At 63.4% G+C, this 26,763-nt stretch carries 25 protein-coding genes; 6 read left to right on the forward strand and 19 right to left on the reverse strand.

The genetic code is table 11. The features are described from left to right. Window positions 1-410: 410 nt before the first annotated feature. A complete protein-coding gene (locus C1A35_RS11020; protein ID WP_104664386.1) occupies window positions 411-2,378 on the forward strand; it encodes a M23 family metallopeptidase in 1,968 nt (655 codons plus the stop codon). 83 nt (window positions 2,379-2,461) lie between these two features. Here the strand turns inward: C1A35_RS11020 and clpB are convergent, their stop codons facing one another. Then, on the reverse strand, window positions 2,462-5,068 hold the full coding sequence (clpB, locus tag C1A35_RS11025; RefSeq protein WP_104664387.1) for an ATP-dependent chaperone ClpB: 2,607 nt from the start codon (window positions 5,066-5,068) through the stop codon (window positions 2,462-2,464). Window positions 5,069-5,308: 240 nt separating this feature from the next. Then, window positions 5,309-6,328, reverse strand: a complete 1,020-nt coding sequence (locus C1A35_RS11030) for a saccharopine dehydrogenase (RefSeq protein ID WP_104664388.1) — start codon at window positions 6,326-6,328, stop codon at window positions 5,309-5,311. Between the two features lie 130 nt (window positions 6,329-6,458). On the opposite strand from C1A35_RS11030, the gene C1A35_RS11035 reads away from it, so the two are divergent. Further along, window positions 6,459-7,043, forward strand: a complete 585-nt coding sequence (locus C1A35_RS11035; RefSeq protein ID WP_104664389.1) for a TetR/AcrR family transcriptional regulator — start codon at window positions 6,459-6,461, stop codon at window positions 7,041-7,043. Window positions 7,044-7,127: 84 nt separating this feature from the next. Here C1A35_RS11035 and C1A35_RS11040 read toward each other — a convergent pair whose 3' ends face one another. The 5 genes from C1A35_RS11040 to C1A35_RS11065 form a co-directional block, all read right to left on the reverse strand. Continuing rightward, window positions 7,128-7,790, reverse strand: a complete 663-nt coding sequence (locus C1A35_RS11040; RefSeq protein ID WP_104664390.1) for a DUF4167 domain-containing protein — start codon at window positions 7,788-7,790, stop codon at window positions 7,128-7,130. A 333-nt stretch (window positions 7,791-8,123) separates the two neighbouring features. Beyond that, entirely contained in the window at window positions 8,124-8,993 is an 870-nt protein-coding gene (gene prmC, locus C1A35_RS11050) for a peptide chain release factor N(5)-glutamine methyltransferase (RefSeq protein ID WP_104664391.1), read from the reverse strand. Window positions 8,994-8,996: 3 nt separating this feature from the next. Further along, window positions 8,997-10,079 (reverse strand): peptide chain release factor 1, encoded by a 1,083-nt coding sequence (gene prfA / locus C1A35_RS11055; RefSeq protein ID WP_104664392.1) that lies wholly within the window; start codon window positions 10,077-10,079, stop codon window positions 8,997-8,999. A gap of 70 nt (window positions 10,080-10,149) precedes the next feature. Then, window positions 10,150-12,417, reverse strand: coding sequence for a phosphoenolpyruvate--protein phosphotransferase (gene ptsP / locus C1A35_RS11060; RefSeq protein ID WP_104664393.1), 2,268 nt, complete (start codon window positions 12,415-12,417; stop codon window positions 10,150-10,152). Window positions 12,418-12,503: 86 nt separating this feature from the next. After that, a complete protein-coding gene (locus C1A35_RS11065; RefSeq protein WP_065777642.1) occupies window positions 12,504-13,778 on the reverse strand; it encodes an aspartate kinase in 1,275 nt (424 codons plus the stop codon). Window positions 13,779-14,420: 642 nt separating this feature from the next. On the opposite strand from C1A35_RS11065, the gene C1A35_RS11070 reads away from it, so the two are divergent. Beyond that, window positions 14,421-15,953: an ABC-F family ATP-binding cassette domain-containing protein gene (locus tag C1A35_RS11070; RefSeq protein ID WP_104664394.1), complete on the forward strand. Its 1,533-nt coding sequence runs from the start codon at window positions 14,421-14,423 to the stop codon at window positions 15,951-15,953. A 68-nt stretch (window positions 15,954-16,021) separates the two neighbouring features. Here the strand turns inward: C1A35_RS11070 and C1A35_RS11075 are convergent, their stop codons facing one another. Next, window positions 16,022-16,543 (reverse strand): SAM-dependent methyltransferase, encoded by a 522-nt coding sequence (locus tag C1A35_RS11075; RefSeq protein WP_104664395.1) that lies wholly within the window; start codon window positions 16,541-16,543, stop codon window positions 16,022-16,024. A gap of 144 nt (window positions 16,544-16,687) precedes the next feature. Here C1A35_RS11075 and C1A35_RS11080 point away from each other — a divergent pair, with 144 nt between their 5' ends. Together C1A35_RS11080 and ubiG are read left to right on the forward strand one after the other, a co-directional pair. Further along, on the forward strand, window positions 16,688-17,236 hold the full coding sequence (locus C1A35_RS11080; protein WP_104664396.1) for a dihydrofolate reductase family protein: 549 nt from the start codon (window positions 16,688-16,690) through the stop codon (window positions 17,234-17,236). Window positions 17,237-17,449: 213 nt separating this feature from the next. Then, a complete protein-coding gene (gene ubiG, locus C1A35_RS11085) occupies window positions 17,450-18,196 on the forward strand; it encodes a bifunctional 2-polyprenyl-6-hydroxyphenol methylase/3-demethylubiquinol 3-O-methyltransferase UbiG (protein ID WP_104664397.1) in 747 nt (248 codons plus the stop codon). A gap of 22 nt (window positions 18,197-18,218) precedes the next feature. Here the strand turns inward: ubiG and C1A35_RS11090 are convergent, their stop codons facing one another. The 5 genes from C1A35_RS11090 to C1A35_RS11110 all read right to left on the reverse strand — a co-directional run bounded on the left by C1A35_RS11090 (window position 18,219) and on the right by C1A35_RS11110 (window position 21,299). Then, the gene (locus C1A35_RS11090) at window positions 18,219-18,785 is read right to left on the reverse strand and encodes a GNAT family N-acetyltransferase (protein WP_104664398.1); all 567 of its coding nucleotides are present in this window, start codon (window positions 18,783-18,785) and stop codon (window positions 18,219-18,221) included. Between the two features lie 104 nt (window positions 18,786-18,889). Next, window positions 18,890-19,318 carry a DUF1178 family protein gene (locus C1A35_RS11095; RefSeq protein WP_104664399.1) on the reverse strand — a complete coding sequence of 143 codons (429 nt, stop codon included), beginning with the start codon at window positions 19,316-19,318 and terminating at the stop codon, window positions 18,890-18,892. After that, window positions 19,315-20,172 carry a carbon-nitrogen hydrolase family protein gene (locus tag C1A35_RS11100; RefSeq protein ID WP_104664702.1) on the reverse strand — a complete coding sequence of 286 codons (858 nt, stop codon included), beginning with the start codon at window positions 20,170-20,172 and terminating at the stop codon, window positions 19,315-19,317. The genes C1A35_RS11095 and C1A35_RS11100 overlap by 4 nt, the downstream gene beginning before the upstream one ends. A 66-nt stretch (window positions 20,173-20,238) precedes the next feature. Further along, window positions 20,239-20,496 carry a glutaredoxin 3 gene (gene grxC, locus C1A35_RS11105; protein ID WP_077959929.1) on the reverse strand — a complete coding sequence of 86 codons (258 nt, stop codon included), beginning with the start codon at window positions 20,494-20,496 and terminating at the stop codon, window positions 20,239-20,241. 47 nt (window positions 20,497-20,543) lie between these two features. Beyond that, window positions 20,544-21,299, reverse strand: a complete 756-nt coding sequence (locus tag C1A35_RS11110; protein WP_199772913.1) for a ComF family protein — start codon at window positions 21,297-21,299, stop codon at window positions 20,544-20,546. 79 nt (window positions 21,300-21,378) lie between these two features. Here C1A35_RS11110 and C1A35_RS11115 point away from each other — a divergent pair, with 79 nt between their 5' ends. After that, on the forward strand, window positions 21,379-22,257 hold the full coding sequence (locus tag C1A35_RS11115) for a methyltransferase domain-containing protein (protein ID WP_104664401.1): 879 nt from the start codon (window positions 21,379-21,381) through the stop codon (window positions 22,255-22,257). Between the two features lie 33 nt (window positions 22,258-22,290). Here the strand turns inward: C1A35_RS11115 and C1A35_RS11120 are convergent, their stop codons facing one another. From C1A35_RS11120 to C1A35_RS11145, 6 genes are all read right to left on the reverse strand, one after another. Continuing rightward, complete coding sequence (locus C1A35_RS11120) at window positions 22,291-22,458, reverse strand: Flp family type IVb pilin (protein ID WP_104664402.1); 168 nt, start codon at window positions 22,456-22,458, stop codon at window positions 22,291-22,293. A 70-nt stretch (window positions 22,459-22,528) separates the two neighbouring features. Then, the gene (locus C1A35_RS11125; protein WP_104664403.1) at window positions 22,529-22,849 is read right to left on the reverse strand and encodes a hypothetical protein; all 321 of its coding nucleotides are present in this window, start codon (window positions 22,847-22,849) and stop codon (window positions 22,529-22,531) included. Window positions 22,850-23,029: 180 nt separating this feature from the next. Next, window positions 23,030-23,443, reverse strand: coding sequence for an 8-oxo-dGTP diphosphatase MutT (gene mutT / locus C1A35_RS11130; protein WP_104664404.1), 414 nt, complete (start codon window positions 23,441-23,443; stop codon window positions 23,030-23,032). A 4-nt stretch (window positions 23,444-23,447) separates the two neighbouring features. Beyond that, complete coding sequence (locus C1A35_RS11135) at window positions 23,448-24,266, reverse strand: GNAT family N-acetyltransferase (RefSeq protein ID WP_440271520.1); 819 nt, start codon at window positions 24,264-24,266, stop codon at window positions 23,448-23,450. 58 nt (window positions 24,267-24,324) lie between these two features. Then, window positions 24,325-25,566, reverse strand: a complete 1,242-nt coding sequence (argJ, locus tag C1A35_RS11140) for a bifunctional glutamate N-acetyltransferase/amino-acid acetyltransferase ArgJ (protein WP_104664406.1) — start codon at window positions 25,564-25,566, stop codon at window positions 24,325-24,327. A 128-nt stretch (window positions 25,567-25,694) separates the two neighbouring features. Continuing rightward, the gene (locus C1A35_RS11145) at window positions 25,695-26,561 is read right to left on the reverse strand and encodes a peptidylprolyl isomerase (protein ID WP_104664407.1); all 867 of its coding nucleotides are present in this window, start codon (window positions 26,559-26,561) and stop codon (window positions 25,695-25,697) included. Window positions 26,562-26,763 lie beyond the last annotated feature (202 nt).

Below are 26,763 nucleotides of genomic sequence, written 5' to 3' on the forward strand. Positions count from 1 at the left end.
ACCAGGAAACTCTAGAGCGAAGGTCGTCGTCGCCAGCAGCGCCGCCGCCCTCGTCAGTGATCGGGCTTATAGACCCCCAGCCTCGCAGACGTCAACAGGGATTTTCGGAAAAAATGACAGATTTCTGACAAAGCCCGGAAACTGAGGGCTTTGCGCCCCCAAAAAAGTTTTACCCCCTCCCCCGGGCCTGTGGAGACACAATTTGGCCCTACCTTTTTCACAATCGGCCTATCTAAGCGAAAACGAAGATGCGTCGCGGATGCGGGCACGGGCACAGGCTTGGGATATATGGGATATCGCCCATCCTCTGCGCGCGTGATTTGACTCCGCCGCGTGAAAGATGCACACCTTCGCGCAACGTATCGCAGGCAAGAATACGGTTTAGAGAAATCGGGGACCCTCAGTTCGGCATGATCACCGACAAGAACATGGTCAGGTCGCTTGGCGATCAGCCACCGATCCTTGCGCATGGCCGACGCGCGCCTGACAGGCGCGAGATCTCCTTGCGCTGGCTGTCGGGCACCTTCCTGACGGGGATCACCTCGAGCCTCTTGATGGGGGTCGCTCTCTTTGCAGCCCTTGACGGACGCCAGCAGCTCGCAATCCCGGCCGAGGCCTACGCGGCGCTCGACGCCGGTTCGAACGGCGACGAGCAGGCGATCGCCGTTCGCGGCGGCCGTATCCTCTCGCCGAAGCTCGTCGCCAAGCCGGCCGACAAGACGGTCATGGAAGTCTCGACGATGACCCATGACGGCGAGAAGGAAGTGGTGCGCAAGCAGCCCTTCGTTCACGTCAAGATGGCGCTGGCCGCCAATCATCAGGCCTCGGAAAGCTATCCGGACTTCGATCCGCTGGCGATCTTCTCGACGGAAGAGGCCGACGAAGAGTCGCCCGTCTCGCGAACCGGCACGCTCTACGGCTCGAATGTCGATTCCGAGGTGGCGCTGAAAACCGTCGACTTCCCGCTGCGCGGCGGCCCCACCTTCGACCGTTCGATGTCGCTCGATGAAGTCGAGGAAAACGTCCGCACCAACGGTTCCGTCCTGACGGAGGGCAGCACCCAGGTCGCCTCGCTCTATTATGTCGACCCGCAGCGCTTCGCCTCGGAGAGTGACGGGCTCGACCTTCTCCAGGGCCTGACCGCCCGCATCGTCGAGCAGAACAAGAGCGACGCCGCCTACGAGACGATCGACGAGGAAACCACCGAATACGCCGACGACATCATTCCGGTGCGGCGCCAGACCGACATCGCGACCGTCATGAGCAATGCCGGTTACGCCAAGGCGCAGGCCGATGATGCCGCCAGCTATCTCGGCCAGGCGCTCGGCGCCAGTGAGCTTTCCGAGGGCGATGTCCTGCGCATCGGCATCATCCAGAACGGCGAGACGCAGAAGGGTCAGGACGCACGCATCGTCCGGGCAACGATCTATTCGCGCAACCGGCACGTGCTGACAATGGCGGTCGACGACAAGGGCCGCTTCGTGCCCGGCGCCGAACCGCCGAGGCTCGACGCCGTCGCCACCGCCTTCGACGACAACGGCGCCCCCGTCATGACCAGCAGCCACGATCTGCCGCGGGTCTATGACGGTATCTATCGGGCGGCCCTTTCCTACGGCATGAGCGCCGACATGGTCGGCCTCGTCGTCAAGCTCCTCGCCAGCAATGTGGATTTCCAGGCCCAGCTGAAACCGACGGATTCGCTTGAAGCCTTCTTCTCCGTGACCGACGAACGCGGCATGGCGACCGAGGACTCCGAACTTCTCTATGTTCGCGCCAAGTTCGGCGATGCCGTTACCGCCTTCTATCGGTTCCAGGACCCGAGCGACAACACGATCGACTATTTCGACCAGGACGGCAAAAGCATCCGCCAGTTCCTGTTGCGCAACCCCGTGCCGAACGGCCATTTCCGCTCGGGCTTCGGCATGCGCCGCCACCCGATCCTCGGCTTCTCGCGCATGCACACCGGCGTCGACTGGGCAGCCCCGCGCGGCACGCCGATCATCGCCGCCGGCGGCGGGGTCGTGGAAAAGGCCGGCTGGGATTCCGGCGGCTACGGAAATCAGACGCTGATCCGCCATGCCAACGGCTACGTGTCCTCCTACAACCACCAGAGCGCGATCGCCAAGAACGTCAAGGTCGGCAACAAGGTCGTCCAGGGCCAGGTGATCGGTTGGGTCGGCACGACCGGCCTTTCGACCGGACCACACCTGCACTACGAGCTGATCGTCAACGGCAACAAGGTCGATCCCTTGCGCATCCGCCTGCCCGGCGGCAAGTCCCTTTCGGGCGACGCTCTGGCGAAGTTCGAGAAGGAACGCGACCGCATCGACGAACTGCTCGACAAGGACGGCACCGGCGCAGAGGTGGCGAGCAACTAACCGCTCCCCTCCCCTTCCCGAAAATCTGCACAAACAGAAAGGCCGCCCCGAAGGGCGGCCTCCTGATTTGCGCCGTGCTCGACTTATGCGGCTTCCTTGTCCGGCGCCGCCCCGCGCTTGAAGTTGAGGCGGTCGGAGCCCGAAAGCACCTTGACGCTCGAACCATCCGGGAACTCGCCCTGCAGGATCTTCTCGGCCAGCGGGTCCTGGACGTACTTCTGGATCGCCCGCTTCAGCGGACGCGCACCATAGGCCGGGTCGTAGCCCTTGTCGGCGAGGAAGGCGCGGGCGTCGTCCTCGAGTTCCAGCGTGATCTTGCGCTCGGCAAGCAGCTTGCGCAGCCTTTCGAGCTGGATGTCGACAATCGCGCCCATCTCCGAGCGGCGCAGCCGGTGGAACAGGATGATCTCGTCCACGCGGTTCAGGAACTCCGGCCGGAAGGCGGACTTCACCACGTCCATCACCTGGTCACGAACCGTGTCGCTGTCCTCGTTCTCGCCGAGGCCGGTCAGATATTCGGCTCCAAGGTTCGAGGTCATGATGATCATCGTGTTCTTGAAGTCGACCGTGCGGCCCTGACCATCGGTCAGGCGGCCGTCGTCGAGCACCTGCAGGAGCACGTTGAAGACATCCGGATGCGCCTTCTCGATCTCGTCGAACAGCACGACCTGGTAGGGCCGGCGGCGGACGGACTCGGTCAGCGCGCCGCCTTCCTCGTAACCGACATAGCCGGGAGGCGCGCCGATCAGCCGGGCGACGGAGTGCTTCTCCATGTATTCCGACATGTCGACACGCATCAGCGCGGTCTCGTCGTCGAAGAGGAAGCGGGCAAGCGCCTTGGTCAGCTCCGTCTTGCCGACGCCGGTCGGACCCAAGAAGATGAACGAGCCGATCGGCCGGTTCGGATCCTGGAGTCCGGCGCGCGAGCGACGGACGGCACGGGAGACCGCCTGCACGGCGTCACCCTGACCGACCACCCATTTCGCCAGCTCGTCTTCCATCCGCAGCAACTTGTCGCGTTCGCCTTCCAGCATCTTGTCGACCGGAATGCCGGTCCAGCGCGAAACCACGTGCGCGATGTTGTCGGGGGTCACGACCTCCTGCACCATCGGGTTGGCATTGGCGTTTTCCTGGCTTTCGGCGTCGGAAAGCTCCTTTTCGAGCTTCGGGATGACGCCGTAGGTCAATTCGCCGGCACGCTGGAACTCGCCCTTGCGCTGGACGATCGCCAGTTCGTTGCGGGCGTCGTCGAGCTGCTTCTTGAGATCGGCGGCACGCCCGAGCTTCTGCTTTTCCGCCTGCCAGCGGGCCGTCAGCGCGGATGCCTGCTCTTCGAGCGAGGCGAGATCAAGTTCGAGCTTCTCCAGCCGATCCTTCGACGAGACATCCGTTTCCTTCTTCAGGGCCTCGCGCTCGATCTTCAGCTGGATGATGCGACGATCGAGCTCGTCGAGCTCCTCGGGCTTGGAATCCACCTGCATGCGCAGCCGCGACGCGGCTTCGTCCATCAGGTCGATCGCCTTGTCCGGCAGAAACCGGTCGGTGATGTAGCGGTTCGAAAGCGTGGCGGCGGCAACCAGGGCCGAGTCCGAAATGCGGACCTTGTGGTGCTGCTCGTATTTTTCCTTCAGACCGCGCAGGATCGAGATCGTGTCTTCGACCGTCGGCTCCTCGACCATGACCGGCTGGAACCGGCGGGCAAGGGCCGCGTCCTTTTCGACGTGCTTGCGGTATTCGTCGAGCGTGGTCGCGCCGACGCAATGCAGCTCGCCGCGCGCAAGCGCCGGCTTCAGCAGGTTCGAGGCGTCCATTGCGCCATCGGCCTTGCCGGCGCCGACCAGCGTGTGCATCTCGTCGATGAACAGGATGATCTCGCCGTTTTCGGCCTGCACCTCGTTGAGCACGGACTTCAGCCGCTCCTCGAACTCGCCGCGGTATTTCGCGCCGGCAATCAGCGCGCCCATGTCGAGCGCCATCAGCCGCTTGTCCTTGAGGCTTTCCGGCACGTCGCCATTGACGATGCGCAGCGCCAGGCCCTCGGCGATCGCGGTCTTGCCGACGCCGGGCTCACCGATCAAAACGGGATTGTTCTTGGTGCGGCGCGACAACACCTGGATGGTGCGACGGATCTCGTCGTCGCGGCCGATCACCGGGTCGAGCTTGCCCTCACGCGCATCGGCCGTCAGGTCGCGTGCGTATTTCTTCAGGCTGTCGAAACCCTGCTCGGCATTGGCGCTGTCGGCGGTACGGCCCTTGCGGATGTCGTTGATCACCTGATTGAGCTTGGTCGGCGTCACGCCGGCCTTCTTCAGCACGCCGGCCGTCGCAGCCGAGCTTTCGATCGCCAGCGCCAGCAACAGACGTTCGACAGTGACGAAGCTGTCGCCGGCCTTCTTGGCGGCTTCCTCGGCGCTCGAAAACACCCGCGCAAGCGGCTGCGACAGATAGACGGAGCCGTTGCCGCCGGAAACCTTGGGGAGCTTGGCCAGTGCCGCGTCATTGCCGGCGCGCGCCTCGCGGGCGTCGCCACCGGCCCGCTCGATCAGCGAGGCGGCCATGCCCTGGTCGTCGTCGAGCAGCACCTTCAGCACATGCTCGGGCGTGAACTGCTGATGTCCCTGCGCCAGCGCATAGGTCTGCGCCGACTGCAGAAAACCGCGCACGCGCTCAGAATATTTTTCGATGTTCATACTCTACCTCCATAGCCCGGCAGGCCCATCATGGCACCCGTCGGTGTTTCAGGATCAGGCTCCCGCATTCGGCAAGCCTGTCAGTGTGGCGCGATCCCCGCTTTGCTCGGGATCAACGCGTCCGAAGCGAATATGGGGCAGCGTTTTTGGAAATTAAAGAGCCTCTCGGCGCTCCTAAGACGGAAATCTGCAACCGCGAGGCGGCCGCGCGCCGAAAGGGTAACGCGGCCGCGGGATCGTCTATACCGCGAGCGGCCGCTCGGCAAAGGACGCGCCGAATTCCTTCATGCGCCGCACATAGTAGTCCGGCTCGATCAGCACCTCCGGCAGATAGAGGCCCGCCGCCGGTGCCGCGCCGCCTGCAAGGCCGAGCATGCGCTCGACCGCAAGGGCGACGCCAAGCGCCGTCAGTGGGGCCTGGCCATCAGGGTGCACGATCTCATAGCGACGGTCGACCGGTTCACCGTGTTTGTCGCGCCCCTTGATATCGATGGCGATCTCCGTCGAGAACGGTTCGCCGCGCCGCCTGCTCGCCGATACGCTATAGGCAAGATCCAGCCGGATATCGCTGGCGTTGGTGCGCGCCGAGAGCGCCATGACGTCGAAGGGCGAGTAGGCGGTCGCTTCGAGTTCGACGCCGTCGACGCTGACATAACGCGCCTTGGAATCCTCGCCGCCAGCCCAGTGAAGCCTGCCATCCCTGACCGTCAGCGCCGCCGGAGCGAGACCGGTGATGCGGTTGTAGTCGGCAAGTGCTGCCGGCCCGCCCATGTCCTCCTCGTCGAGCAGAACCCCGATGCGGATCGTTTCGATCGCCTCATAGGCCTTCGCAAAATCGAGGATCGGGAAGATGGCGGCGCCGGCGAGCCAATGGCTGGCAAGCAGGATCGGCGCCCTGTCGGGCGCGTGGATGTACTGCGCCATCTCCGGACCAACCTCGAAGGTACCGCTCGAAAGGCTGATATAGGGAATGCCGTGGCGCTGGGCGTAGCGCATCGAACTCAGCTTTTCGTCTTTCAGGAAGATGACGATCGCACTGAAACGAGGCTCATTGCCAAGGCCGAGGTCCGGGCGGCCGAGGTCGACGCTGACCCCGATTGCGTCGCCAACCTCGCGTGCGACCGCTTCGGCCCTGCCGAGATCGCGGCCACCGATCGCGATCGGCAGCGTCGGGTGCAGACGACGGATGATCTTTGCGGCCTGCGACCCGACGACCCCTGAACCGCCGATGATCAAAACAGGCAAAAACTTGCTCGACATCTTCCTATCTCCTAAACGAGAGGTGCTCGGCATCTACCGAACTTACCATTGGTAACTTACTATTGGTAAATAAGATGACGAACACCACTTTCAAGAGGCAGGAGCCGACGCGAAAAGAGGATTGCGATCGATGAGCCCGACGAAAGGCCGAAAGCTTGCGAAGCCCGAGCGGCGCGCCCAGCTGCTCGATACGGCCAAGGAGATTCTGCGCGAATGCGGCGCTGATGCCCTGACGCTCGGCCATCTCGCCGAACGCGCCGGCGTCAGCAAACCGATCGCCTACGAACATTTCGGTACGCGCGACGGGTTGCTGATCGCGCTCTCCCAGGAAATCGAAGATCGTCACACGGAAAAACTGAGGGCCGCGCTGAACACCGCCGCAAAGCAGCTCGACGCGATCGCCGGCATCATCAGTGCGGTTTACATCGACTGTGCGGTCGAGAGCGGCGAGGAATGGCAGGCAATCTCCGGCGCACTACGCGGCAATGCGGACATGATCGCCACACAGCAGCAGCAGGTCGACGACTACGTCGCCATGATCAAGGCAGCACTATCCCCTTTCTCGGGCGTTCCTGACGACGATCTGCGACTGCGCTGCACGGGCATCGCGGGCGCAGCCGAGGCAATCGGGCGCGAACTGATCCGCGGTCGGACAAGCGAGGCGGCCGCCAGCAGCAACCTTGCTGCGCTCATCATCGACAGTACCAAAAGCTGACCGCGGCGATCGGACAAAGAAAAACCCGGCCACAGGGGCCGGGTTTTTGATGCCCCGCTTGAAACGGGTCAATTGTGACTTCGCTTATTCGGAAGCGGCGAGAGCCGGTGCTTCCGATGCGTCCTCGCCCGACGGCTGAGCCTCGTCGGCAGCACCTTCCGCGCTGCGGCGGGGACGGCGCGGACGCGGCGCGTTGCGGCGGCGCGAAGCGGCGCGGCCGGAGGCGGCCGGCGCTTCTTCTTCCATCACGACTTCGGCCGGCGTGCCTTCGATCACCGGCTGCGGGCCCGTGCCGTCGATGACGACAGGCTGCGGCTCGGGAGCAGGTGCGGCAGCAGCGGCGGCGGCAACCGGGGTCGGCATGTCGTCGGCGTAGCCCTGATCCAGATCGTCCTGATCCTGGTCGGCGGCATCGTGGCCGCGGAAATCCTGGCGATCGTCACGCTGGAACCGATCCTGCATCTGCGCCTGCGCGGCTGCGATGATGCGGTTGTAGTGTTCGGCGTGCTGCAGGTAGTTTTCAGCCATGACCCGGTCGCCGGAGCTCTGGGCATCGCGCGCAAGTGCAGAGTACTTCTCGGCGATGTGCTGGGCAGTACCGCGAATCTTCACATCCGGACCGGAGCTGTCATAGGTCCGCGTCAGCGGATTCGAGCCCTTGCGGTTGTGATTGTTGTTGTTTCCATTGTTGTTATTGTTGTTGTTATTCCGCCCGCGGCCGCGCTTGTTTTGCTGTCCTGGCCTCATAGTACATTCACCCGAATTCTCTTGATAATGATGATCATGTGGTTTCGTCTTCCGGCCGGATCCGTTCACGCCCGACAGAACACGCGCCGTTGCGCTCGCACAATGGCGGCTTCGGCGCCGACTGACGTCAAATTAACAGGTACCCGCACAAGGCACTTGTTGAACCCTAGCAACTCTTTCTTGAGAGCAATCCCCGTGGCCAGGTCATACCGGAACGAATCTTAGGTCCATGACCTTCTGCCCAGTGCGCGGGCAAACTAGCCCGCTTCCTCCGGGATTCCAAGCCCTTTCTTTGCCTCTGCAAGAAAGAAGATGCGCCAGTGCAGCATTTTTTCAACGGTTTGTGTCGCGTTCGAAGATCAGGACACGGTCATTGCCACCGAGATCCTTCGCCTCTTCACGCAGACGGAATTTTTCGGCGCAAAACAACGCCGTCACCGCCTCTTTCTGGTCGAAACCGATTTCCAAGCCTATCACGCCGTTTGTCTCAAGATGATGACCAGCTTGAGAAGCGATGGCGCGATAGGCATCCAGCCCGTCTACTCCGCCATCAAGCGCTGCGGCCGGGTCGTGAAGTCTCACCTCCGGCTCAAGCTCTTCGACAACACTGGACTGGATATACGGCGGATTTGAGACGATGACGTCGTAGCGGCCGTCCACCTTGTCGTACCAGTTGCTGAGAAGGGGTCGAAAGCGGTCCGCAAGTCCGAGAGCACCTGCATTCGCCGTCGCCGTTGCCAGCGCGTCCCCGGATATATCGGTAGCCGTGCCCCGCGCTTCAAGAACCTGAGACAGAAGGGCGAGACATATCGCGCCGGTGCCGGTGCCGAGATCGATGATCTCGCAGCTTCCCTTTCGGCCGACCACCTCCCGCAGATAGGGGATCATCCGGTCGACCAGGGTCTCGGTGTCCGGACGCGGCTCCAGCGTTTCCTTCGACAGCTTCAGCGGCAGGCCGAAGAACTCGCGTTCGCCGAGAATACGGTAGACCGGCTCGCGCGCCAGCCGCCGCGCAACCGCTGCCCGGATCCGCTGGGCATCCTCATCCGAAACCGGGTCCCTGCCCCGGGACACGACCGCGCTCAGCGAAAGATCCAGCAGCCCGGAGATCAGATGCCGGACGTCAAGCGCCGCATGCTCGATACCGCCCGCCTGCAGGCGGTCGCGGCTTTCGGCAACAAGGCTCGCGAGCGTCTCGGCCATCTCCTAGCCCCGCTGTTCGCCGAGTTGTGCCAGCTGGCTTGCCTGGTAATCGGCAAGCAGCGCATCGACGACCTCGTCGATCTCGCCCATCATCATCCGGTCGAGCTTGTAGAGCGTCAGGTTGATGCGATGATCGGTGAGGCGCCCCTGTGGGAAGTTGTAGGTGCGGATGCGCTCGGAGCGGTCACCGGAGCCGACCTGGCTCTTGCGGTCGGCCGAGCGTTCGCTGTCGGCGCGCTGGCGCTCCATGTCGTAGAGGCGCGAGCGCAGGACCTGCATCGCCTTTGCGCGGTTCTGGTGCTGCGACTTTTCCGAACTGGTGACGACAAGTCCGGTCGGAAGGTGCGTGATGCGCACGGCCGAGTCCGTCGTGTTGACGTGCTGGCCGCCGGCGCCTGACGAGCGCATCGTGTCGATGCGGATATCCTCGGGCCGGATCTCGATGTCGATGTCCTCGGCTTCAGGCAGCACGGCGACGGTTGCCGCCGACGTATGAATGCGGCCGCTCGCTTCTGTTTCCGGCACGCGCTGCACGCGGTGAACGCCGGATTCGAACTTCAGCCGCGAGAACACGCCGCGTCCCGAGACCGTTGCGATGATTTCCTTGAAACCGCCGGCTTCTCCGTCGCTCGCCGAAAGCACTTCGACACGCCAGCCCTTGGCCGCCGCGTAACGCTCGTACATGCGGAAGAGATCGCCGGCAAAGAGCGCGGCTTCCGAGCCGCCGGTGCCGGCGCGGATTTCAAGGATCGCGCTTTTCTCGTCGGCCGCGTCCTTCGGCAGAAGCAGGATCTGGATTTCCTGTTCGAGACCCTCGATCGTCGCCTCGACTTCGGGCTTCTCCATTTCCGCGAGGTCGCGCATCTCCCGGTCGGTCGCCTTGTCGGCGAGCATGGCGGTGATGTCGGCAAGCTCGGCCGTCGCCTTTTCGTAGGCGCGGATCTTCGTCACCACCGGCTGCAGTTCGGAATATTCCGAGGCGAGCTTGACATAAACGTCGGCCGCCGGGCCAGCGGACATGCGCGCCTCGATCTCACCGAAGCGACGTTCCAGTTCGCGCATCTTTTCAACGGGAAGCTTTGCCAAGTCTCACTCCAAATGCGTCCTCCCTCGCCGGGAGCGGGTCCGGACGAGGGTTACGACGCGTCAATTCAATCTAAACCGGAATGCCGTTTTCCGCGGCGAAATCCACCAGCATCTGGCGAACGGGCGTCTGGTCGCGCGTATCGTCCAGCGCCGTGTTGAGCAGATCCGCCAGCTTGGTCGCGTCGAGCGCCAGGAGCATCGCCTTGATCGGCCCCACCGCCGTCGGCGACATCGACACCGAACGGAAGCCAAGACCCAGCAGTGCCATGGCCGAAAGCGGCTTGCTCGCCATCTCGCCGCAGAGCGTCACCGGCGTATCGTGCCTGTCGCCGGCACGCACGATGTCGCGCAGGATCCGAAGGAACGGCCGGCCGAGCACGTCGAAGCGGTCGGAGACACGGGCATTGCCGCGGTCGACCGCCATCGCGAACTGGAACAGATCGTTCGAGCCGACCGAGACGAAATCCACCTCGGTCATCAGTTCGTCGAGCTGCCAGAGCAGCGCCGGCACTTCGAGCATCGCTCCGAACTGCAGCTTGCGCGGCAACTGCTCGCCGAGCTTCGACTGCCGTTCGATTTCCTTCTGCAGCAGGTCTCTCGCGATCCTGAGTTCCGAGACCTCGGTCACCATCGGCAGCATCAGCTTGAGCTCGGCCCCGGCGGCAGCGCGCAACATCGCACGCAACTGGGTGCGAAGGAGACCGGGTCGGTCGAGCGAAAGCCGGATCGCGCGCCAGCCGAGCGCCGGGTTTTCCTCTTCCGCCGCACGGAAATAGGGAACCACCTTGTCGCCGCCGATGTCGAGCGTGCGGAAGGTCACGGGCTTGCCGCCGGTCTGCTTCAGCACATTGCGGTAGAACGCTTCCTGTTCCTCCGCCTTCGGCATCGTCGAGGCGATCATGAACTGGAGTTCGGTGCGGAACAGGCCGATACCCTCGGCACCCGCCTCGTTCAGATGCGGCAGGTCGACCAGGAGGCCGGCATTCATCTGCAGCGTGATACGCTTGCCGTCTCGGGTCAGCGGATCGACGTCCTTCAGCGCCCGGAACTGTGCCTGGCGCCGCGCCCGGAACCGGACCTTCTCTTCGTAGGCGCGCTGCAGGTCGCCGAGCGGCCGCAGATGCACCTTGGCATCGTCGCCATCGATGATGATCGCATCGCGGTTTTCCGCAAGTGCGACCGCACCGGTCGCCTGGCCGATGACAGGAATGCCCATGGCGCGGGCGACGATGACCACATGGCTGGTGACGGCGCCCTCTTCGAGCACGAGGCCGCGCACGTTTTCGCGCGGATAGTCGAGCAGTTCGGCAGCGCCCATGGCGCGCGCGACGATCACCGCGTCCGTCGGGAAGTCGCTCGCCGAAAGCTTGGCGCCATAGCCCGAGAGCTGGCGCAGCAACCGGTTGGCAAGATCGTCGAAATCATGCATGCGCTCGCGCAGGTAAGGATCCGTCAGACGGATCATGCGCGCCTTGGTCTCGCTCTGCACCCGCTCGACCGCGGCTTCCGCCGTCAGGCCGTTGCGGATCGCCTCTTCGAGCTTGCGCACCCAGCCGCGGTCATGCGCGAACATGCGATAGGTCTCGAGCACCGCCCGGTGTTCGCCTTCCATCGACACTTCGCGCCGCGACAGCATGTCGTCGATCGAGATGCGCAGCGACCCCAGCGCCTCGGCAAGCCGCTGCAGTTCCTGGTCGGTATCTTCGTTCAGCAGATTGGTGACGACGATCCTCGGTTCGTGCAGCACCACATAGCCAAGCCCGATGCCTTCGCCGTAGCTGTTGCCTTCGATCGAGACGGGACGCGACAGGTCGAGTTCGAGACCAGGCTTGGTGATCTTCTTCAGTTCGCCGGTCGCCACCATTTCGGCGAGAACCATGGCGGTCGTTTCGAGCGCCTCGACCTCGTCCTCGCGATAGTTGCGCATCGCCTTGTTCTGGACGACGAGAACGCCAAGCGCCCGGCCCGTGCGCAGGATCGGCACGCCGAGGAAGGAGTGGTAAATTTCTTCTCCGGTTTCCGGCAGATAGGTAAAGGCCGGATGCGACTGGGCGTCGGAGAGATTGAGCGGACGGGCCGAGGCCGCGATGGTGCCGACGAGGCCCTGCCCCATCTTTAGTTGCGCCAGGTGGACGGCCGCCTTGTTCAGACCTTCGGTCGCATAGAGTTCGAGCACGCCGTCGGAGCGCAGCACGTAGACCGAACACACTTCCGCGACCATATTCTGCGCGATCTGGCGCACGATACGGTCAAGGCGCTCCTGCGGCTCCAGCGGTTCCGCCATCAACTCGCGCAACCGCTTGAGGAGAACGCGCGGACCTGCGGAAAGGTCTCTCATCGCGTAGGGTCTCCCGAAATAGAGTAGACAGCGGCAATGGGATGCGCAGCGAAACCGCTGCGAATCCCAAATCAGTCGCCTGTCGATTAACTCTTATCGAGACCGTAGGCGGAATGCAAAGTGCGAACCGCCAATTCCGCATAAGGACCATCGATCAGAATCGAAATCTTGATCTCGGAAGTGGTGATCGCCTTGATATTGATGCCCTTGTCGGCAAGCGCACGGAAGGCGGAAGCGGCAACGCCGGCGTGGCTGCGCATGCCGATGCCGATGACCGAAACCTTGACGAGGCCGGCTTCGGACTGAACGACGTCGTAACCGATCTTTTCCTTGTTGTCGCCGAGCACCTTCAGCGCCTTGTCGACGTCACCAGACGGAACGGTGAAGGTCATGTCGGTCTTCGAGCCGTCTTCAGAGATGTTCTGGACGATCATGTCGACATTGATATGGGCTTCAGCCAGGGGGCCGAAGATCGCGGCGGAAACGCCCGGCCGGTCGGCGAGACGGCGCAGCGAAATCTGGGCTTCATCCTTGGCATAGGCAATGCCGGTTACGACTTCCTGTTCCACGATCTCATCCTCATCACAAATCAGCGTACCGGGCGGATTGAGAAGGTCACCCATGCCCGGCGCATCGGGATCTTCGAAAGACGAACGCACGAAGGTGCGGACCTTGTGCACCATGGCGAGCTCGACCGAGCGCACCTGCAGCACCTTGGCGCCGAGCGATGCCATTTCCAGCATTTCCTCGAACGCGATCTTCTTCAGCCGCCGCGCCTTCGGCTCGATGCGCGGGTCGGTCGTGTAGACGCCGTCGACGTCGGTGTAGATGTCGCAGCGATCGGCCTTGACCCCCGCGGCAATCGCCACGGCCGACGTGTCGGAGCCGCCGCGGCCGAGCGTGGCGACGCGGTTGTCCGGGCCCAGGCCCTGGAAGCCGGCGATGACGGCAACCTGCCCCTCGCCCATGCGGCGGATGAGTTCGGCACCGTCGATGTCGAGAATGCGGGCGGCGCCATGGGCGTTGTCGGTGCGGATCGGGATCTGCCAGCCCTGCCAGGAGCGGGCATTGATGCCCATCGACTGCAGCGCGATTGCCAGCAGCCCGGAGGTCACCTGCTCGCCGGAAGCGACGATCGCGTCGTATTCGCGCGCGTCGTAGAAGGGTGAGTTGGCGCCGGTGGCCTTGGGCATGTTCTGCACCCAGCCGACCAGTTCGTTGGTCTTGCCGGACATGGCGGAAACGACGACGGCAACCTCGTGGCCGGCATCGACCTCGCGTTTCACATGGCGGGCGACATTGTGGATGCGGTCCAAATCAGCGACGGACGTTCCGCCGAATTTCATCACGATGCGTGCCATGTGCCTCTACCGGTACCCAATTTGCGCGCGTGAGGCGCGCGTGACAGGAAAGCCCCCGCCGGCGCCCGACGGTCAAAAAGCTTGGGAGACTTCTCGGACATCGGCAGTCACCGCTTCGGGGAGCGGAAAGTCGCGGCGTCTCTTAGCGGATCGGGGGGCTGCACGCAATGGCAAGACGGCACAGATTCGGCACCTCTGCCGCACGCCCGGCAGCCACCTTTCGCAACAATATTGCCGAAGGCTGCAAATGATGGAAATTTCCGTGCCGCATAGCCCCACAATGCCGCGTTGAAAATTACCGGCGTCGATGCTAAACGAGGTCAGCAACTTCAATCGAGAAAGGGGGCTGCGCGCAATGACATTCTTCCGGCACCACCGCCAGCGTGGCCCCGTCCAAGCCCTGCAGATGCGTTTGCAGGGCTGACCGGACATACTTCGCAACTTCGCGAGCCTATCCCTGGTCTGCCCAGAGTGATGCAGTGCGCAACCGTCCCGGTTTGAGCGCCTGCATCGTCTTCCAATACCGAGCCGACGCGGTCCGTTGACAGCATGCCTGCTGTTTCGGGCCCAACCATCCGAAACCCCGGCCAGAAGTGCCGCCCCGGATGCCTCATCGTCGCTCGTGCAGTCCAGAGAACGACCATGGCTTTGATCAATATCCGCAATCTCGGCGTCAGCCTCAGCGCACCGCTTTTCTCCAGCCTCAACCTCTCCGTCGCGTCAGGTGACCGGATCGGCATCGTCGCCGCCAACGGGCGCGGCAAGTCGACGCTCCTGAAATCGATTGCCGGCACCTTCGACCCGACCGCGGGCGAGATCACCCGTTCGCGCGGCCTGACCATCGGTCACGTCGAGCAGAACGTTTCGCCCAGCTTGCTGCCCCTCTCCTTCCACGAAGCCGTTCTTTCAGCGCTGTCGACAGACCAGGCGGAAAACGAAAGCTGGCGCGTCGACATCGTGCTCGACCAGCTCGACGTGCCGGAGGGTCTGCGCCATCGGGCCGTCTCGGCCTTGAGCGGTGGCTGGCAGCGGCTCATGCTGCTTGCCCGCATCGCCGTCAGCGAGCCGGATGCGTTGCTGCTCGACGAGCCGACCAACCATCTCGACCTCGCCAAGATCGCAAGGCTTGAAGCCTGGCTGAACGCACTGCCACGCGACGTGCCGGTGCTCGTCGCCAGCCACGACCGCGCCTTCCTGGACGCCACCACCAACCGCACGCTGTTCCTGCGGCCGGAGCAATCGCCGATCTTCGCGCTTCCCTATTCGCGGGCACGCGCGGCTCTCGATGACGTGGACGCGTCGGAGGAGCGGCGCTACCAGCGCGACATGAAGGTGGCGCAGCAGCTTCGCCGCCAGGCCGCCAAGCTCAACAACATCGGCATCAATTCCGGCAGCGACCTTCTGACGGTGAAGACGAAGCAGCTGAAGCAGCGGGCGGAGCGGCTGGAAGACGCGGCAAAACCCGCGCATCAGGAGCGCTCCGCCGGCGCGATCCGGCTTGCCAATCGCGGCACCCACGCCAAGATCCTGGTGACGCTCGACGACGTCCAGGTCGAGACGCCCGACGGCACGCCGCTCTTCCGCACCGGCAAACGCTGGATCTGCCAGGGCGACCGCATCGTGCTGCTTGGCGAAAACGGCGCCGGCAAGACCCGGCTCGTCAACCTGATCCGTGCTGCGATCGAAGAGCCCGGCCAGGCGCCGGAAACCTTGAAGGCAACACCCTCGCTCGTGCTCGGCTATAGCGACCAGGCGCTTGCCGGGCTGTCGGACGAGGAGACGCCGCTTGCCGCCCTCACCCGCCGCTTCTCGCTCGGCGACCAGCGCGCCCGTACCCTGCTCGTCGGTGTCGGCGTCGGCATCGACATGCAGGAAAAGGCGATCGGCCGTCTCTCGGGCGGCCAGAAGGCGCGGCTTGCCATGCTGGTGCTGCGCCTGAAGGAGCCCAACTTCTACCTGCTCGACGAACCGACCAACCATCTCGACATCGAAGGCCAGGAGGCGCTCGAAGCCGAGTTGTTGAAGCATGAAACCAGCTGCCTGCTGGTCTCCCACGACCGCAGCTTCGTGCGCAATGTCGGCGACCGCTTCTGGCTGATCGAGAAGCGCCGTCTCGTCGAAGTCGACGACCCCGAAGACTTCTTCGCGCAGGCCGCGGCAAGCGACGTCGGCTGACGATCGCGCTGGCGAACCCGGCGACCGCCGCATCCCGTGGCGCCCGCAAGAGGCGGGCGTCTTCGCGATCATCGCGACGGCGGCGGCCGGGCAACCAGGCAGGCAACCTCGCCACCGTCGAAGGCGTGGGCGAGGCGCGCCTCGACAATCCACTGATGCCGAAGGGCCGCGACCTCGAGCCGCGCAGCCACCTCGTCCGCACGGGTGGACGGCTCATCGTGGAAGAGAAAAACGTGCCCATCCGGTTTCAAAAGCCGCACCAGTGCTGCAAATTCCTGCTTGGGATCGCCGCGAGTGAAGACGCCGACACGGATGGCAAACACCTTGTCGAACCGTCGCTCGCCCGGATCGAACGACCGAAGCTCAGCGACCTGCAAGGTTACCCGGCCCGCAGCAACATGTTCGGCATTTCGGCGCGTTGCCGCCGCGATCATCGCAGCCGATCGGTCGATGGCGACAAGCTCCCCATCGACGAGCCGCTCGCAGACCTTTGTCACCGCAACACCGTGACCGCAGCCGACTTCGAGCAGCCGCTCCGAGGGCCGCGGCGAAACGACCTCAACGGCCCAGGCGATCCTGTCCAGCGACATCCGGATTCCCCTCCTCCCCGATCACGAGAAATTAGCATGGAGACAAACGGCAGCGCGAGCCCATCTGATGCATTAACTAAACCACTTGCAATATAATATCAGTTTTGCCAATCTTACAAGAGAGGCCGCAATGGGAGAGAGACAATGTGCAAGGTCATCATGTGGGACATGGTCAGTGTCGACGGCTTCTTCGAGGCTGCCGGTCATGACATCGGCTGGTTCGTTTTCGAGGACGAGCTTGCCGCCTATATCGGCGAAACGCAGCTCGAGGCCGACACCCTGCTTTTCGGGCGCGTGACCTATGAGATGATGGCGGCCTACTGGCCATCGGCCGAAGGCGACATCGCGACCTTCATGAACGGCGTCGAGAAATTCGTCTTCTCGCGCACGCTGAAATCGGCCGACTGGGCAAGGACGACACTTGTGACTGGCGACGCCGTCAAGGAGGTGGAACGCCTGAAGAAACGCGAAGGCGGCACGATCTTCATCTTCGGCAGCGCCGATTTCGCAAGCGGCCTGATCGAGAAGGGCCTCGTCGACGAATACCGTCTCGGCATCAAGCCGGTGCTGCTCGGTGAGGGTGTGCCGCTGTTCAAGCCGGGGCTGAAGCGGACGAAACTCAAGCTCACCCACACACGTCCGCTGAAATCGGGCGTGGTCATCCTGCACTACCAGCCGCAAGCCGACACCTAGCAGGCAACGGCCGCCACGCGCCCGTATGCGCCGATCTGGCCCAGCACCGCCTCTTGACTTCCTTGCCCGATCGTCCGACTTCACTGCTGCATAGGTCCCTAAATCGAGATCGATTTAAGGATAGAATGATGCAGCACTTCAAAGTGCTACAGCGTCCTTAGCGCGCCTTGAAAGACGCACGGCGCTGTCGGGACGACGCAAGGAGACGGCGACATGAGCGAGACCGCACGCACGACGATCGACCAGAGCGAGGTGGACCGGTTTTCCGCCATGGCTGCGGAGTGGTGGGACCCGACCGGCAAGTTCCGGCCGCTGCACAAGTTCAATCCCGTTCGTCTCGCTTATATCCGCGACAAGGTGGCCGCGCATTTCGGCCGTGATCCGAAAAGCCCGCAACCGCTCAAAGGTCTGCGCCTGCTCGATATCGGCTGCGGCGGCGGTCTGCTGTCGGAGCCGATGGCGCGCATGGGCGCCGACGTTCTCGGCGCCGACGCCTCGGAAAAGAACATCGGCATCGCCAAGACCCATGCGGCCGGCAGCGGTGTCGCCGTCGACTACCGCGCCGTAACCGCCGAAGCGCTCGCCGAAGCCGGCGAGAGCTTCGACATCGTGCTCAACATGGAAGTGGTCGAGCATGTCGCCGACGTCGATTTCTTCATGACCACCTGCGCCCATATGGTGCGCCCCGGCGGCCTCATGTTCGTCGCCACCATCAACCGCACCATGAAGGCGGCAGCGCTCGCCATCTTCGCGGCCGAAAACGTTCTGCGCTGGCTGCCGCGCGGCACGCACCAGTATGAAAAGCTGGTGCGCCCGGAAGAGCTGGAGAAACCGCTCGTGGCCAACGGCCTCGAAGTGACCGAGCGGACCGGTGTCTTCTTCAATCCGCTCGCCAATCAGTGGAACCTGTCGAACGACATGGACGTCAACTACATGATCGCCGCCAAGCGGCCGCTGTAAGCGGCCGACCGCCTCCGGCGTATCAAGCAAGCTCGGACCTGGCCTGCCACTCGCGCTTCAAAAGCGCGTAGACATACTCGTCGCCCCAAGCGTCGTTGAACCGGTCGTTCTCGATCAGATGCGCTTCGCGGCGCATGCCCAGACGCTCGACGACACCGACCGACCCTTTGTTGAGGGCATCCAGGCGGGCAAAGATCCGGTGAAACTTCAACGTCGAAAAGCCGAGGTCGAGAATGGCCTTCATCGCCTCGGTGGCATAGCCCTTGCCGGCAAAGTCGGGATTGAAGATGTACCCGGTCTCCGCCTGCTCGGCCGCACGGCTTGCGAGCTTCAGCAGCACTTCGCCGATCAGCGCCCCGTCTTCCCGGCGCTCGACGGCAAACACCGCGACATCACCGTCATCGTCGAGACGTGGCAGCGACGCCTTGGCGAATTTTGCCCGCGCCGCCGTTTCGTCGAGCGGTTCCTGATAGAGATAGCGATAAACCTCAGGCAGGCTGTGATAGGCGAAGAACGCTGGAAAATCGTCCGGCGCGAAGGGCCGGATAACGAGGCGATCGGTGGAAATGCGAACTTCGGACAATGCCATTGTCTGGAAATCTCCCATTGCAAAGCTGCGAGATGGGAACCAAGGCATTGTTTTTAAAGAGCAGTCGCCAAAATTTAGGCGCGCGCAGAAGAAAGTGCGCCGCGTCAGTTGACCTCGTCGGGCAGGATCGGCAGCGGCGCGACGGCAATGCCTTCTTCGAGCAGTGCAACGGCCTCTTCCGCCGTCGCCTTGCCGATCAGGCCGCGTTCTTCCGCCTCGCCATAGTGGATCTTGCGCGCTTCTTCCGGGAAGCGCTCGCCGACATCCTCGGCGTTCTCGCGCACGGTCTTTACCAGCTCGCGGATCTTGGCAATCGTTTCCCTCTGCGCCTGATCCATGATCACCGCCCGCGTCGCTTCCTTCTTGCGTGCAGTCGCGACCGACGGCGCCATCAGTTGCTTGGCGACGGTGGTGGAGTTGCAGGCGGGACAGGAAACCAGCTTGCGCTCGACCTGGCGGTCGAAGTCATCGCTCGACGAGAACCAGCCCTCGAAATCGTGGCCGTTGTCGCAGGAAAGTGTATAGCGGATCAAGCGGCAACGCCTCCCTTCCCGGTCGGCACCACTTCGTCGAGCACGAAACTGCGGGCGTTCTTCAAGTTCGGTATCTTGGCACGCGCCGCGTGCACGGCGGCCACGTCGATGTCGGCAAGTACGATCGCCTCGCCGGTCGGGCCGGCCGAGGCGAGCACGCGACCCCAGGGATCGATGATCATCGAATGACCGAAGGTCTCTCGTCCGTCTTCATGCGTGCCGCCCTGTGCCGCAGCAATGACGAAGAGGCCGTTTTCGATCGCGCGGGCGCGAAGCAGGATTTCCCAATGCGCCTCGCCCGTCTGCCGGGTGAAAGCGGCAGGCACCGACATGATCTCGGCGCCTGCAACCGCCTGCTGCCGGAAAAGCTCCGGGAAGCGCACGTCGTAGCATATGGAAAAGCCGAGCTTGCCGAGATCAAGCTCGGCCAGCCGCGCGATGCTGCCGGGCTGGTAGGCGGCACTTTCCCGCCAGCTTTCGCCGTTGTCGAGATCGACATCGAACATGTGGATCTTGTCGTAGTCACAGATCTTGCCGCCGTCCGGTCCGAAGAGCAGTCCGCGATTGGCGATCTTGCCGTCGGCAAGCGCGATCGGCGTCGAGCCGACATGGAGATAGACGCCGAGTTCGCCAGCCAGTTTCGCGGCCGCTGCAGCGATGAGATCGTTGGCCTCGTCCTTCAGGATCGCGCGCAGAGCCGCCCGGTCCCGCTGAAGGGCCCCGGTCATTTCCGGTGTCTGGATATAGGTCGCGCCCTGAGCTGCCGCCTCACGCGCCAGCCGCATCATCGTCTCCGCATTCTTGCGCGGATCGACGCCGGAACACATCTGGATGGCTGCGGCCTTGAAAATCATCTCGTCCAACTCCCGGCGCTCACCGCTGACAAAACGGGACGTCGCCTCTTGCAGGGGTGCGGTGCCTCAGGCAGCCAGCATCGCGTCGAGTTTGCCGGCGCGCTCCAGCGCATGCAGGTCGTCGCAGCCGCCGACATGAATGTCGTTGATGAAGATCTGCGGGAACGTCGAGCCGCCATGCGACTTCTCGATCATCACCTGCCGGACCTTCGGATCATAGGTGGCATCGTGCTCGAGAAACGAAACGCCCTTGGTTTCCAGGAGTTTCTTCGCGGCCGAGCAATAACCGCAGAACTGACGCGTATAAATGACCACCGAAGCCATGATCCTGAACCGCTCCCTTGCCGGCGACCGTGCCGGACATCTGATTGTCATATAAGACCGGATACGGCTCTTGCAAAGGTCAAAACCGTGACCGACCCGGCCCCCGCCCGCTTCAACGCACGGGTCGCTGCGGCCACGGTTGCACCCGTCGTATATACATCGTCGACGAGAACCACGCTTTTCCCGCTGAGACCCGCCCTGCCGCTTTTCGAGACCGCGAAAGCGCCGCGCACGTTATCCTCGCGGGCACGCAGCCCCAGGCGAACCTGCGGGCTCGTGCGCCGGACGCGCTTCAGGATATCGGGCTGATAGGGTCGGCCGGAGAGTTGCGCAATGGCCCGCGCCAGTTCGGCCGACTGGTTGAACCGCCGCTTCCACAGCCGGAAGGCATGCAGCGGCACCGGAATGATCGCGTCTGCGGAAGCGACGGCGCCGTCGCTCGCCCGGATCATCCATGCCGCCATCATCGGCGCGAGATCCGTGCGGTCGCGATACTTCAGCCCGTGGACCAGATCGCGGGCGACGCCCTCGTGGATCGCCACCGAGCGAAGACGGTCGAAGGCCGGCGGGTTGGCGATCGCTTCAGGCGATACCGACCCGGCGCCGTGGTCGATCGAAAACGGCGTGCCGAGAATGTCGCAATAGGGCCGCTCGATCAGCGGCAGCGTCGCCCAGCACGAGGAACAGACCGCGCGATGGTCGCCGACCATTCGGCCGCAGCCGCAACACACCGGCGGAAAAACGAGGTCGACGAGCCCTGAGCCGAGCCTTCCCAGCAATCCTCCTCGCCACGCCTGCGGCATACGCAACCTCTCCCATACCATGCGGTTGACTTTGTGCCTCCGAAGGTCTCTTTGCTGCCCATCGCGCGGAGAGACTATCGTGGAAAAAATCTTTGACCAGAGCCTCGTCGAGGCGCACCGGGCAAGGGCGCTTAGAAACGCAGATCCGAAGGCCGGTTTCCTTCTCGACATCGTCGCCCAGGAGCTTGCCGAACGGGTCGGCGTCGTCGAGCGTCACTTTGACCGCGCGCTGGAATTGCACGGCTACACCGGTGAGACCGCCCGCCAGCTGATGGCGACCGGCAAGATCGACGCCATCGAGCGCGTCGAGACCGACGCCCGCTTCGGCTCGGACGAAGCACCGGTGACCATCGCCTCGCTCGAGGAGGTTCCGGCAGAACCCGAGAGCCTCAACCTGATCGTCTCGCCGCTTTCGCTGCATCTGACCAACGATACGCCGGGCGCCTTCATCCAGGTGCGGCGGGCGCTGAAGCCCGACGGGCTGTTCCTTGCCGCCATTCCCGGCAGCGGCACGCTGCAAGAACTGCGCGAGGCATTGCTGGCTGCGGAAGCCGAGCTGACCGGCGGCGCCAGTCCGCGCGTCATTCCCTTCGCCGACGTCAGGGACGTCGGCGCGCTCCTGCAGAGGGCCGGCTTCGCGCTGCCGGTCACCGACACGGAAACCTACACGGTGCGTTATGATTCGTTGTTCGCCCTGATCCGGGACCTGCGCGCCATGGGCATGAGCAGCCCGCTTTCTGCGCGCAGCCGATTGCCCGTTTCCCGGCGCTTTTTCCTCAGAGCTGCGGAAATCTACGCGGAACGTTTCTCCGATCCGGACGGCCGCATTCGTGCAACGTTCTCGATCATCTATCTGTCCGGTTGGGCGCCGCACGAAAGCCAGCAGAAGCCGTTGAAGCCGGGCTCCGCGAAACAACGGCTTTCGGCAGCGCTTGGCACGAAGGAGCAGCCGCTTTAACGGCGGCGCTGACGCTCCATCCCGGAACTCTGCCTAGGCGCTCGGAAGCACTGCCGCGAGCGATTCGTAGATGGAGGAAAGGGCACTGCCGATGCTTTCGGCTCCGATTATCAGGCTGAGAGCGACGACGGCGGCGATCAGCGCATACTCGATGGCGATGCCACCGTCCGCACCGCGAAGCAAGCGTCTTAGCGTTTCCATGCGTCCCCAGCCTGATTCCGTGTTCACTCTGAAACGCAAGCCAGCACCAAACGGACCGACAGCGTTCGTTTCAGCATCCGCTCTTGCGGCCGTCGGCATCGATAATGCAAACCGCTCCGGGCATTTCCTGAAGGACGCTGCGCCGAACCGTGTAGCGCTTGGTGGTCCCGTTCGAAGGGATGGAGCCGGTGGAAATATTGTCGTAGTCGACGGGGGTGTTGGCCATGATGCGCTTGTCGGATTTGGACGACAGCATGGGCGTCAGGATCAGCGTCAGCGCGATCACCGCCGTTCCAAACAGCAGCGACAGATTGAGCACACCTGTCCGGCGGGACTGATTTGTCATCAGATCCTTTTCCTGAACCGTGCTCCAGAAATCGTCATCCACCATCCCAGCCTCACAAACGCACAAAGTACGGCGAACGCAAGCGTCCTTCCCAAGCTTGGTTCAACCGCACTGCCTGAAATCAGTACGCCGTTTGCCAACGATCCGTACCGAAACTGAATTGGAGCTATCTTTGCGCGAGGGAGATAAACGATCGATTAATAATCAATCAGAATTCGGGTAGGTTCAGAGCAAATCCATAAGAAACGGGATGAGCGGCTCGTCGGCTGGCGGCATCGGATAATCGCGCAGGGCCTTCGGCCGGACCCACTTGATCGCCTGGCCTTCCCGACCGGTTGCCATCCCCTCGTAGCGGCGGCAGACATAGAGCGGCATCAGCAGGTGGAAATCGTCATAGGTGTGGCTGGCGAAGGTGAGCGGTGCGAGGCACGCGACCTTGGTGCGGATGCCGAGTTCTTCCTCGAGCTCGCGGATCAGGGTTTCCTCCGGTGTCTCGCCGGCTTCGACCTTGCCGCCCGGAAATTCCCAGAGGCCGGCGAGCGACTTTCCTTCCGGCCGCTGCGCGAGCAGGATACGGCCATCGGAATCGACAAGCGCGCAGGCCGCGACAAGCACGATCTTCTTTCCGTTGGCGTCCATGGCCTCAAGCTCCCGGCGTTCGGTAGATGTAGTTGTAGACTTCGGAGAACCCGGCACCACGGTAAAGCGCGAGCGCCGCGCTGTTGTCCGCCTCCACCTGCAGCCAGGCCTTCTTGGCGCCACGCAGGCGCGCCCAGCGCAGGCAGACGTCGAGCATGGCCTTGCCGACGCCCTGGCCGCGGACCTGCTCGTCCACGGCAAACTGCATGATGCCGGCAAGATCGTTGTCTTGGACGACAAGCGCCACGGCGGTCGGCCCCGTTTCCGCATCCTCGAACAGGAAGAGGCCACTCTCCGGCTTGATCGCGTTGATGATCTCGGCGAGTGCCGCCTTGCGCTTCGGATCGCCCTTCGCAATGCCGATGCAGGCGTCGACGAAGCGGCCGACATCCTTGATCGGCAGGTGGTCGATGCCGTCGCCAAACTCGCGCTCGACAAGATCGACCGTCATGACGAGGCTGCGGCTGAACGCGGTCCAGCCTTCGGCATCCATATGGGCAACGAGTTGCGGCGGCGTCAGCGGCGTCTGGCGCACGGTCAGCGGCCGGCCGTAATCGGCAAACCGCCTTGCAGCCTTTTCGAGACGGATCGGGATGTCGCGATAGTCGGACGGATCAAGCGGATTGACGGAATTCAGCCGCTTGGAATCGTGGCCCGCATTGAGCCGGATCAGCCAGCTGCCGTCATATTGCACGGACGCTGCCGGCCACGCGCGGAAACCCACGGCCTCGAGACGGCGCACGTTCGGAAGATCCACCATTGCCACTTCCCCAGCTTCGGCCTTGGGCTTGCCCGTCGCGGGCCGAATATCACTCGATGTCATCTTGCTACCTCTGGGCAGCCCGGCACGCCAGGCCGCTCATCATCACCGAACCGGCGCCTCAGCTCCGGTAATCGCCGTTGATTTCGACATATTCCTTCGTCAGGTCGCAGGTATAGACGGTGGCGCGACCCGAGCCGAGGCCGATTTCGACGCGGATCGTGATGTCCTCTTCCTTCATAACGGCGGTGGCAGCCGCTTCGGAATAGGTGGGATCACGCTCGCCATCGACGGCCACGCGCACATCGCCGAACCAGATCGCCAGCCGATCGCGTTCGGCCATTTCGCCGGACTTGCCGACGGCCATGACCACCCGGCCCCAGTTGGCGTCCTCGCCGGCAACGGCGGTCTTGACCAGCGGCGAGTTGGCGATCGAAAGCGCGATGCGCTTGGCGGCCGCGTCGTTCTCGGCGCCCTCGACCGTCACGGCGACCATCTTGCGCGCGCCTTCGCCATCACGCACCACCTGGAGCGCGAGATCGCGCAAAAGGTCGTTCAGTGCAGCGCGGAAGGCGTTGAGACGCGGATCGGCCGCATCGGAGATGGCCGGTTGACCATCGGCCGACGCCGCACCCGTCGCAAAGAGCATCAGCGTGTCGGACGTCGAGGTGTCGCTGTCGACCGTGACGGAATTGAAAGTCGGGCCGACACCCGCCGAAAGCAGGGCCTGCAGCGCTTCCGCGGCGATGTCGGCATCGGTGACCACGAAGGAGAGCATCGTCGCCATGTCGGGCGCGATCATGCCGGCGCCCTTGGCAATGCCGTTGATCGTCACCTTGACGCCGCCGATTTCGGCGCTGCGCGTCGCGACCTTCGGATAGGTATCCGTCGTCATGATGGCCTTGGCGGCCTCGAACCAGAAGTCCTCCTTGCCGGTGGTGGCCAGATCGTCGAGCACGCCGGCAAACTTGGTTGCATCCAGCGGTTCGCCGATGACGCCGGTCGATGCCAGGAACACTTCGCTCTGCGCGCAGCCGACTGCCTTCGCCGCCGACTTCGCGGTCAGTTCCGTGGCTTCACGACCCTTCTTGCCGGTAAAGGCATTGGCATTGCCGGAGTTGACGACGACAGCACGCGCGACGCCGCCGGAAAGGTTCTGACGGCAGAAATCGACGGGAGCCGAAGGGCACTTCGAGCGGGTGAAGACACCGGCCGCAACGGCCGGCCGGTCGAACACCATCATCAGCACGTCGGTACGATTCTTGTACTTGATGCCGGCGGCTGCGGTTGCCATGCGGACACCGCGCACGGAGGGCATTTCGGCAAAGGTTTTCGGAGCGAGCGGAGAAACGGAGCCGGACATGGGAAACCTGCTGTGACGTGTTGGAACGGAAGCTATGTTGCGACAAATGCCCGAACGGTTTTCACCGCCGGGCATCGACAAAAAGCGGTGACGGCCGGCCCCGCCAGTGGCAGGGCCGGCCCATCGAATTACTTGGTTTCCTGCGCTTCCTGCGCCTTGTTGGCCTCGTCATAGGCCTTCTTCAGCGCCGGGTCGGAAATCTCGACGCCCGCATCCTTCTTGGCGGTGGCAAGCAGCTCGACATACTTGTCGCGCATGACAAGCTGACGAACCTGCTGTTCGACCTGCTCCAGCGGCGGCGGGGCCTGCGGACGCTTGTCCTCGACCAGAATGACGTGGAAGCCGAACTGCGTCTTCACCGGGGTCTTGGTATAGGCGCCCTTTTCGAGTGCGAAGGCTGCCGTTTCGAATTCCGGTACCATGCGGCCCTTGGTGAAGTAGCCGAGGTCGCCGCCTTCGTTCTTGTTCGGGTCGGTGGACTTCGCCTTTGCAAGTTCGACGAAGCTCTTGCCGGCGTCGAGCTCCTTGATGATTTCCTTGGCTTCGTCTTCGGTCTTGACCAGGATATGGCGCGCCTTCACTTCTTCCTGAACCGGAATGGCCGCGACTTCCTTGTCGTAGCGGGCCTTCACCTCTTCCTTGCTGATGGCGTCGACGACATGCTTCTTGAAGTAGGCGTTGTGCAGTTCGCGCTCGGTGAGATAGGCGAGACGCTGCTTGAAGGTTGCGTCGTCCTGCAGGCCTTCCTTTTCGGCCGTCGCAGACAAGAGCTTGACGTCGATGATCGCCGAAAGCGCCGCAGCGCGCTTCTGTTCTTCAGGCATCTGCTGCAGCTGCGGATCGAGACCGCCCAGAGCGAGATTGAGCTCGGACTGGCGCACTTCCTCGCCGCCAACCTTGGCGATCACCGGATCGGCGTCTTCCGCCCGCGCGCCACCATGGACGGCCATCGCCGCAACCAGTGCCGCGGCGGCCAGGGTTTTCAACTTGGTCATGCTCACTAACCTTTCACATTGGCCTTCGGCGCAATTGCCTGCAGCTTGTAGCGGCTGCACAACACCAGAATGTGGCGGTTCTGTAGCCGTCCGGCAGCGCAAGTGCGTTGACATAATTCGACCCCCCTCTTATCTGTCACGCAACCTCGCGTCCAGAACAGTTTCCGGGCGTTTCACGGCATTGCGCGGTTTTGGCGGCGCG

This window comes from Ensifer adhaerens, assembly GCF_002940685.1.
Taxonomy (GTDB): Bacteria; Pseudomonadota; Alphaproteobacteria; order Rhizobiales; family Rhizobiaceae; genus Ensifer; species Ensifer adhaerens_E.

What these genes read in the sequence shown, in the direction of transcription:
- ubiG (WP_104664397.1), top strand. Translation starts at nt 17,450, where the DNA reads ATGAGCGAGACCGCACGCACGACGATCGACCAGAGCGAGGTGGACCGG.
- C1A35_RS11075 (WP_104664395.1), bottom strand. Translation starts at nt 16,543, where the DNA reads ATGTCGCTGGACAGGATCGCCTGGGCCGTTGAGGTCGTTTCGCCGCGG.
- C1A35_RS11035 (WP_104664389.1), top strand. Translation starts at nt 6,459, where the DNA reads ATGAGCCCGACGAAAGGCCGAAAGCTTGCGAAGCCCGAGCGGCGCGCC.
- C1A35_RS11100 (WP_104664702.1), bottom strand. Translation starts at nt 20,172, where the DNA reads ATGATTTTCAAGGCCGCAGCCATCCAGATGTGTTCCGGCGTCGATCCG.
- C1A35_RS11090 (WP_104664398.1), bottom strand. Translation starts at nt 18,785, where the DNA reads ATGGCATTGTCCGAAGTTCGCATTTCCACCGATCGCCTCGTTATCCGG.
- ptsP (WP_104664393.1), bottom strand. Translation starts at nt 12,417, where the DNA reads ATGAGAGACCTTTCCGCAGGTCCGCGCGTTCTCCTCAAGCGGTTGCGC.
- C1A35_RS11065 (WP_065777642.1), bottom strand. Translation starts at nt 13,778, where the DNA reads ATGGCACGCATCGTGATGAAATTCGGCGGAACGTCCGTCGCTGATTTG.
- C1A35_RS11145 (WP_104664407.1), bottom strand. Translation starts at nt 26,561, where the DNA reads ATGACCAAGTTGAAAACCCTGGCCGCCGCGGCACTGGTTGCGGCGATG.
- C1A35_RS11110 (WP_199772913.1), bottom strand. Translation starts at nt 21,299, where the DNA reads ATGCCGCAGGCGTGGCGAGGAGGATTGCTGGGAAGGCTCGGCTCAGGG.
- clpB (WP_104664387.1), bottom strand. Translation starts at nt 5,068, where the DNA reads ATGAACATCGAAAAATATTCTGAGCGCGTGCGCGGTTTTCTGCAGTCG.
- mutT (WP_104664404.1), bottom strand. Translation starts at nt 23,443, where the DNA reads ATGGACGCCAACGGAAAGAAGATCGTGCTTGTCGCGGCCTGCGCGCTT.
- prmC (WP_104664391.1), bottom strand. Translation starts at nt 8,993, where the DNA reads ATGGCCGAGACGCTCGCGAGCCTTGTTGCCGAAAGCCGCGACCGCCTG.
- C1A35_RS11020 (WP_104664386.1), top strand. Translation starts at nt 411, where the DNA reads ATGATCACCGACAAGAACATGGTCAGGTCGCTTGGCGATCAGCCACCG.
- C1A35_RS11135 (WP_440271520.1), bottom strand. Translation starts at nt 24,266, where the DNA reads ATGACATCGAGTGATATTCGGCCCGCGACGGGCAAGCCCAAGGCCGAA.
- grxC (WP_077959929.1), bottom strand. Translation starts at nt 20,496, where the DNA reads ATGGCTTCGGTGGTCATTTATACGCGTCAGTTCTGCGGTTATTGCTCG.
- C1A35_RS11070 (WP_104664394.1), top strand. Translation starts at nt 14,421, where the DNA reads ATGGCTTTGATCAATATCCGCAATCTCGGCGTCAGCCTCAGCGCACCG.
- C1A35_RS11040 (WP_104664390.1), bottom strand. Translation starts at nt 7,790, where the DNA reads ATGAGGCCAGGACAGCAAAACAAGCGCGGCCGCGGGCGGAATAACAAC.
- C1A35_RS11125 (WP_104664403.1), bottom strand. Translation starts at nt 22,849, where the DNA reads ATGGTGGATGACGATTTCTGGAGCACGGTTCAGGAAAAGGATCTGATG.
- C1A35_RS11080 (WP_104664396.1), top strand. Translation starts at nt 16,688, where the DNA reads ATGTGCAAGGTCATCATGTGGGACATGGTCAGTGTCGACGGCTTCTTC.
- argJ (WP_104664406.1), bottom strand. Translation starts at nt 25,566, where the DNA reads ATGTCCGGCTCCGTTTCTCCGCTCGCTCCGAAAACCTTTGCCGAAATG.
- C1A35_RS11120 (WP_104664402.1), bottom strand. Translation starts at nt 22,458, where the DNA reads ATGGAAACGCTAAGACGCTTGCTTCGCGGTGCGGACGGTGGCATCGCC.
- C1A35_RS11030 (WP_104664388.1), bottom strand. Translation starts at nt 6,328, where the DNA reads ATGTCGAGCAAGTTTTTGCCTGTTTTGATCATCGGCGGTTCAGGGGTC.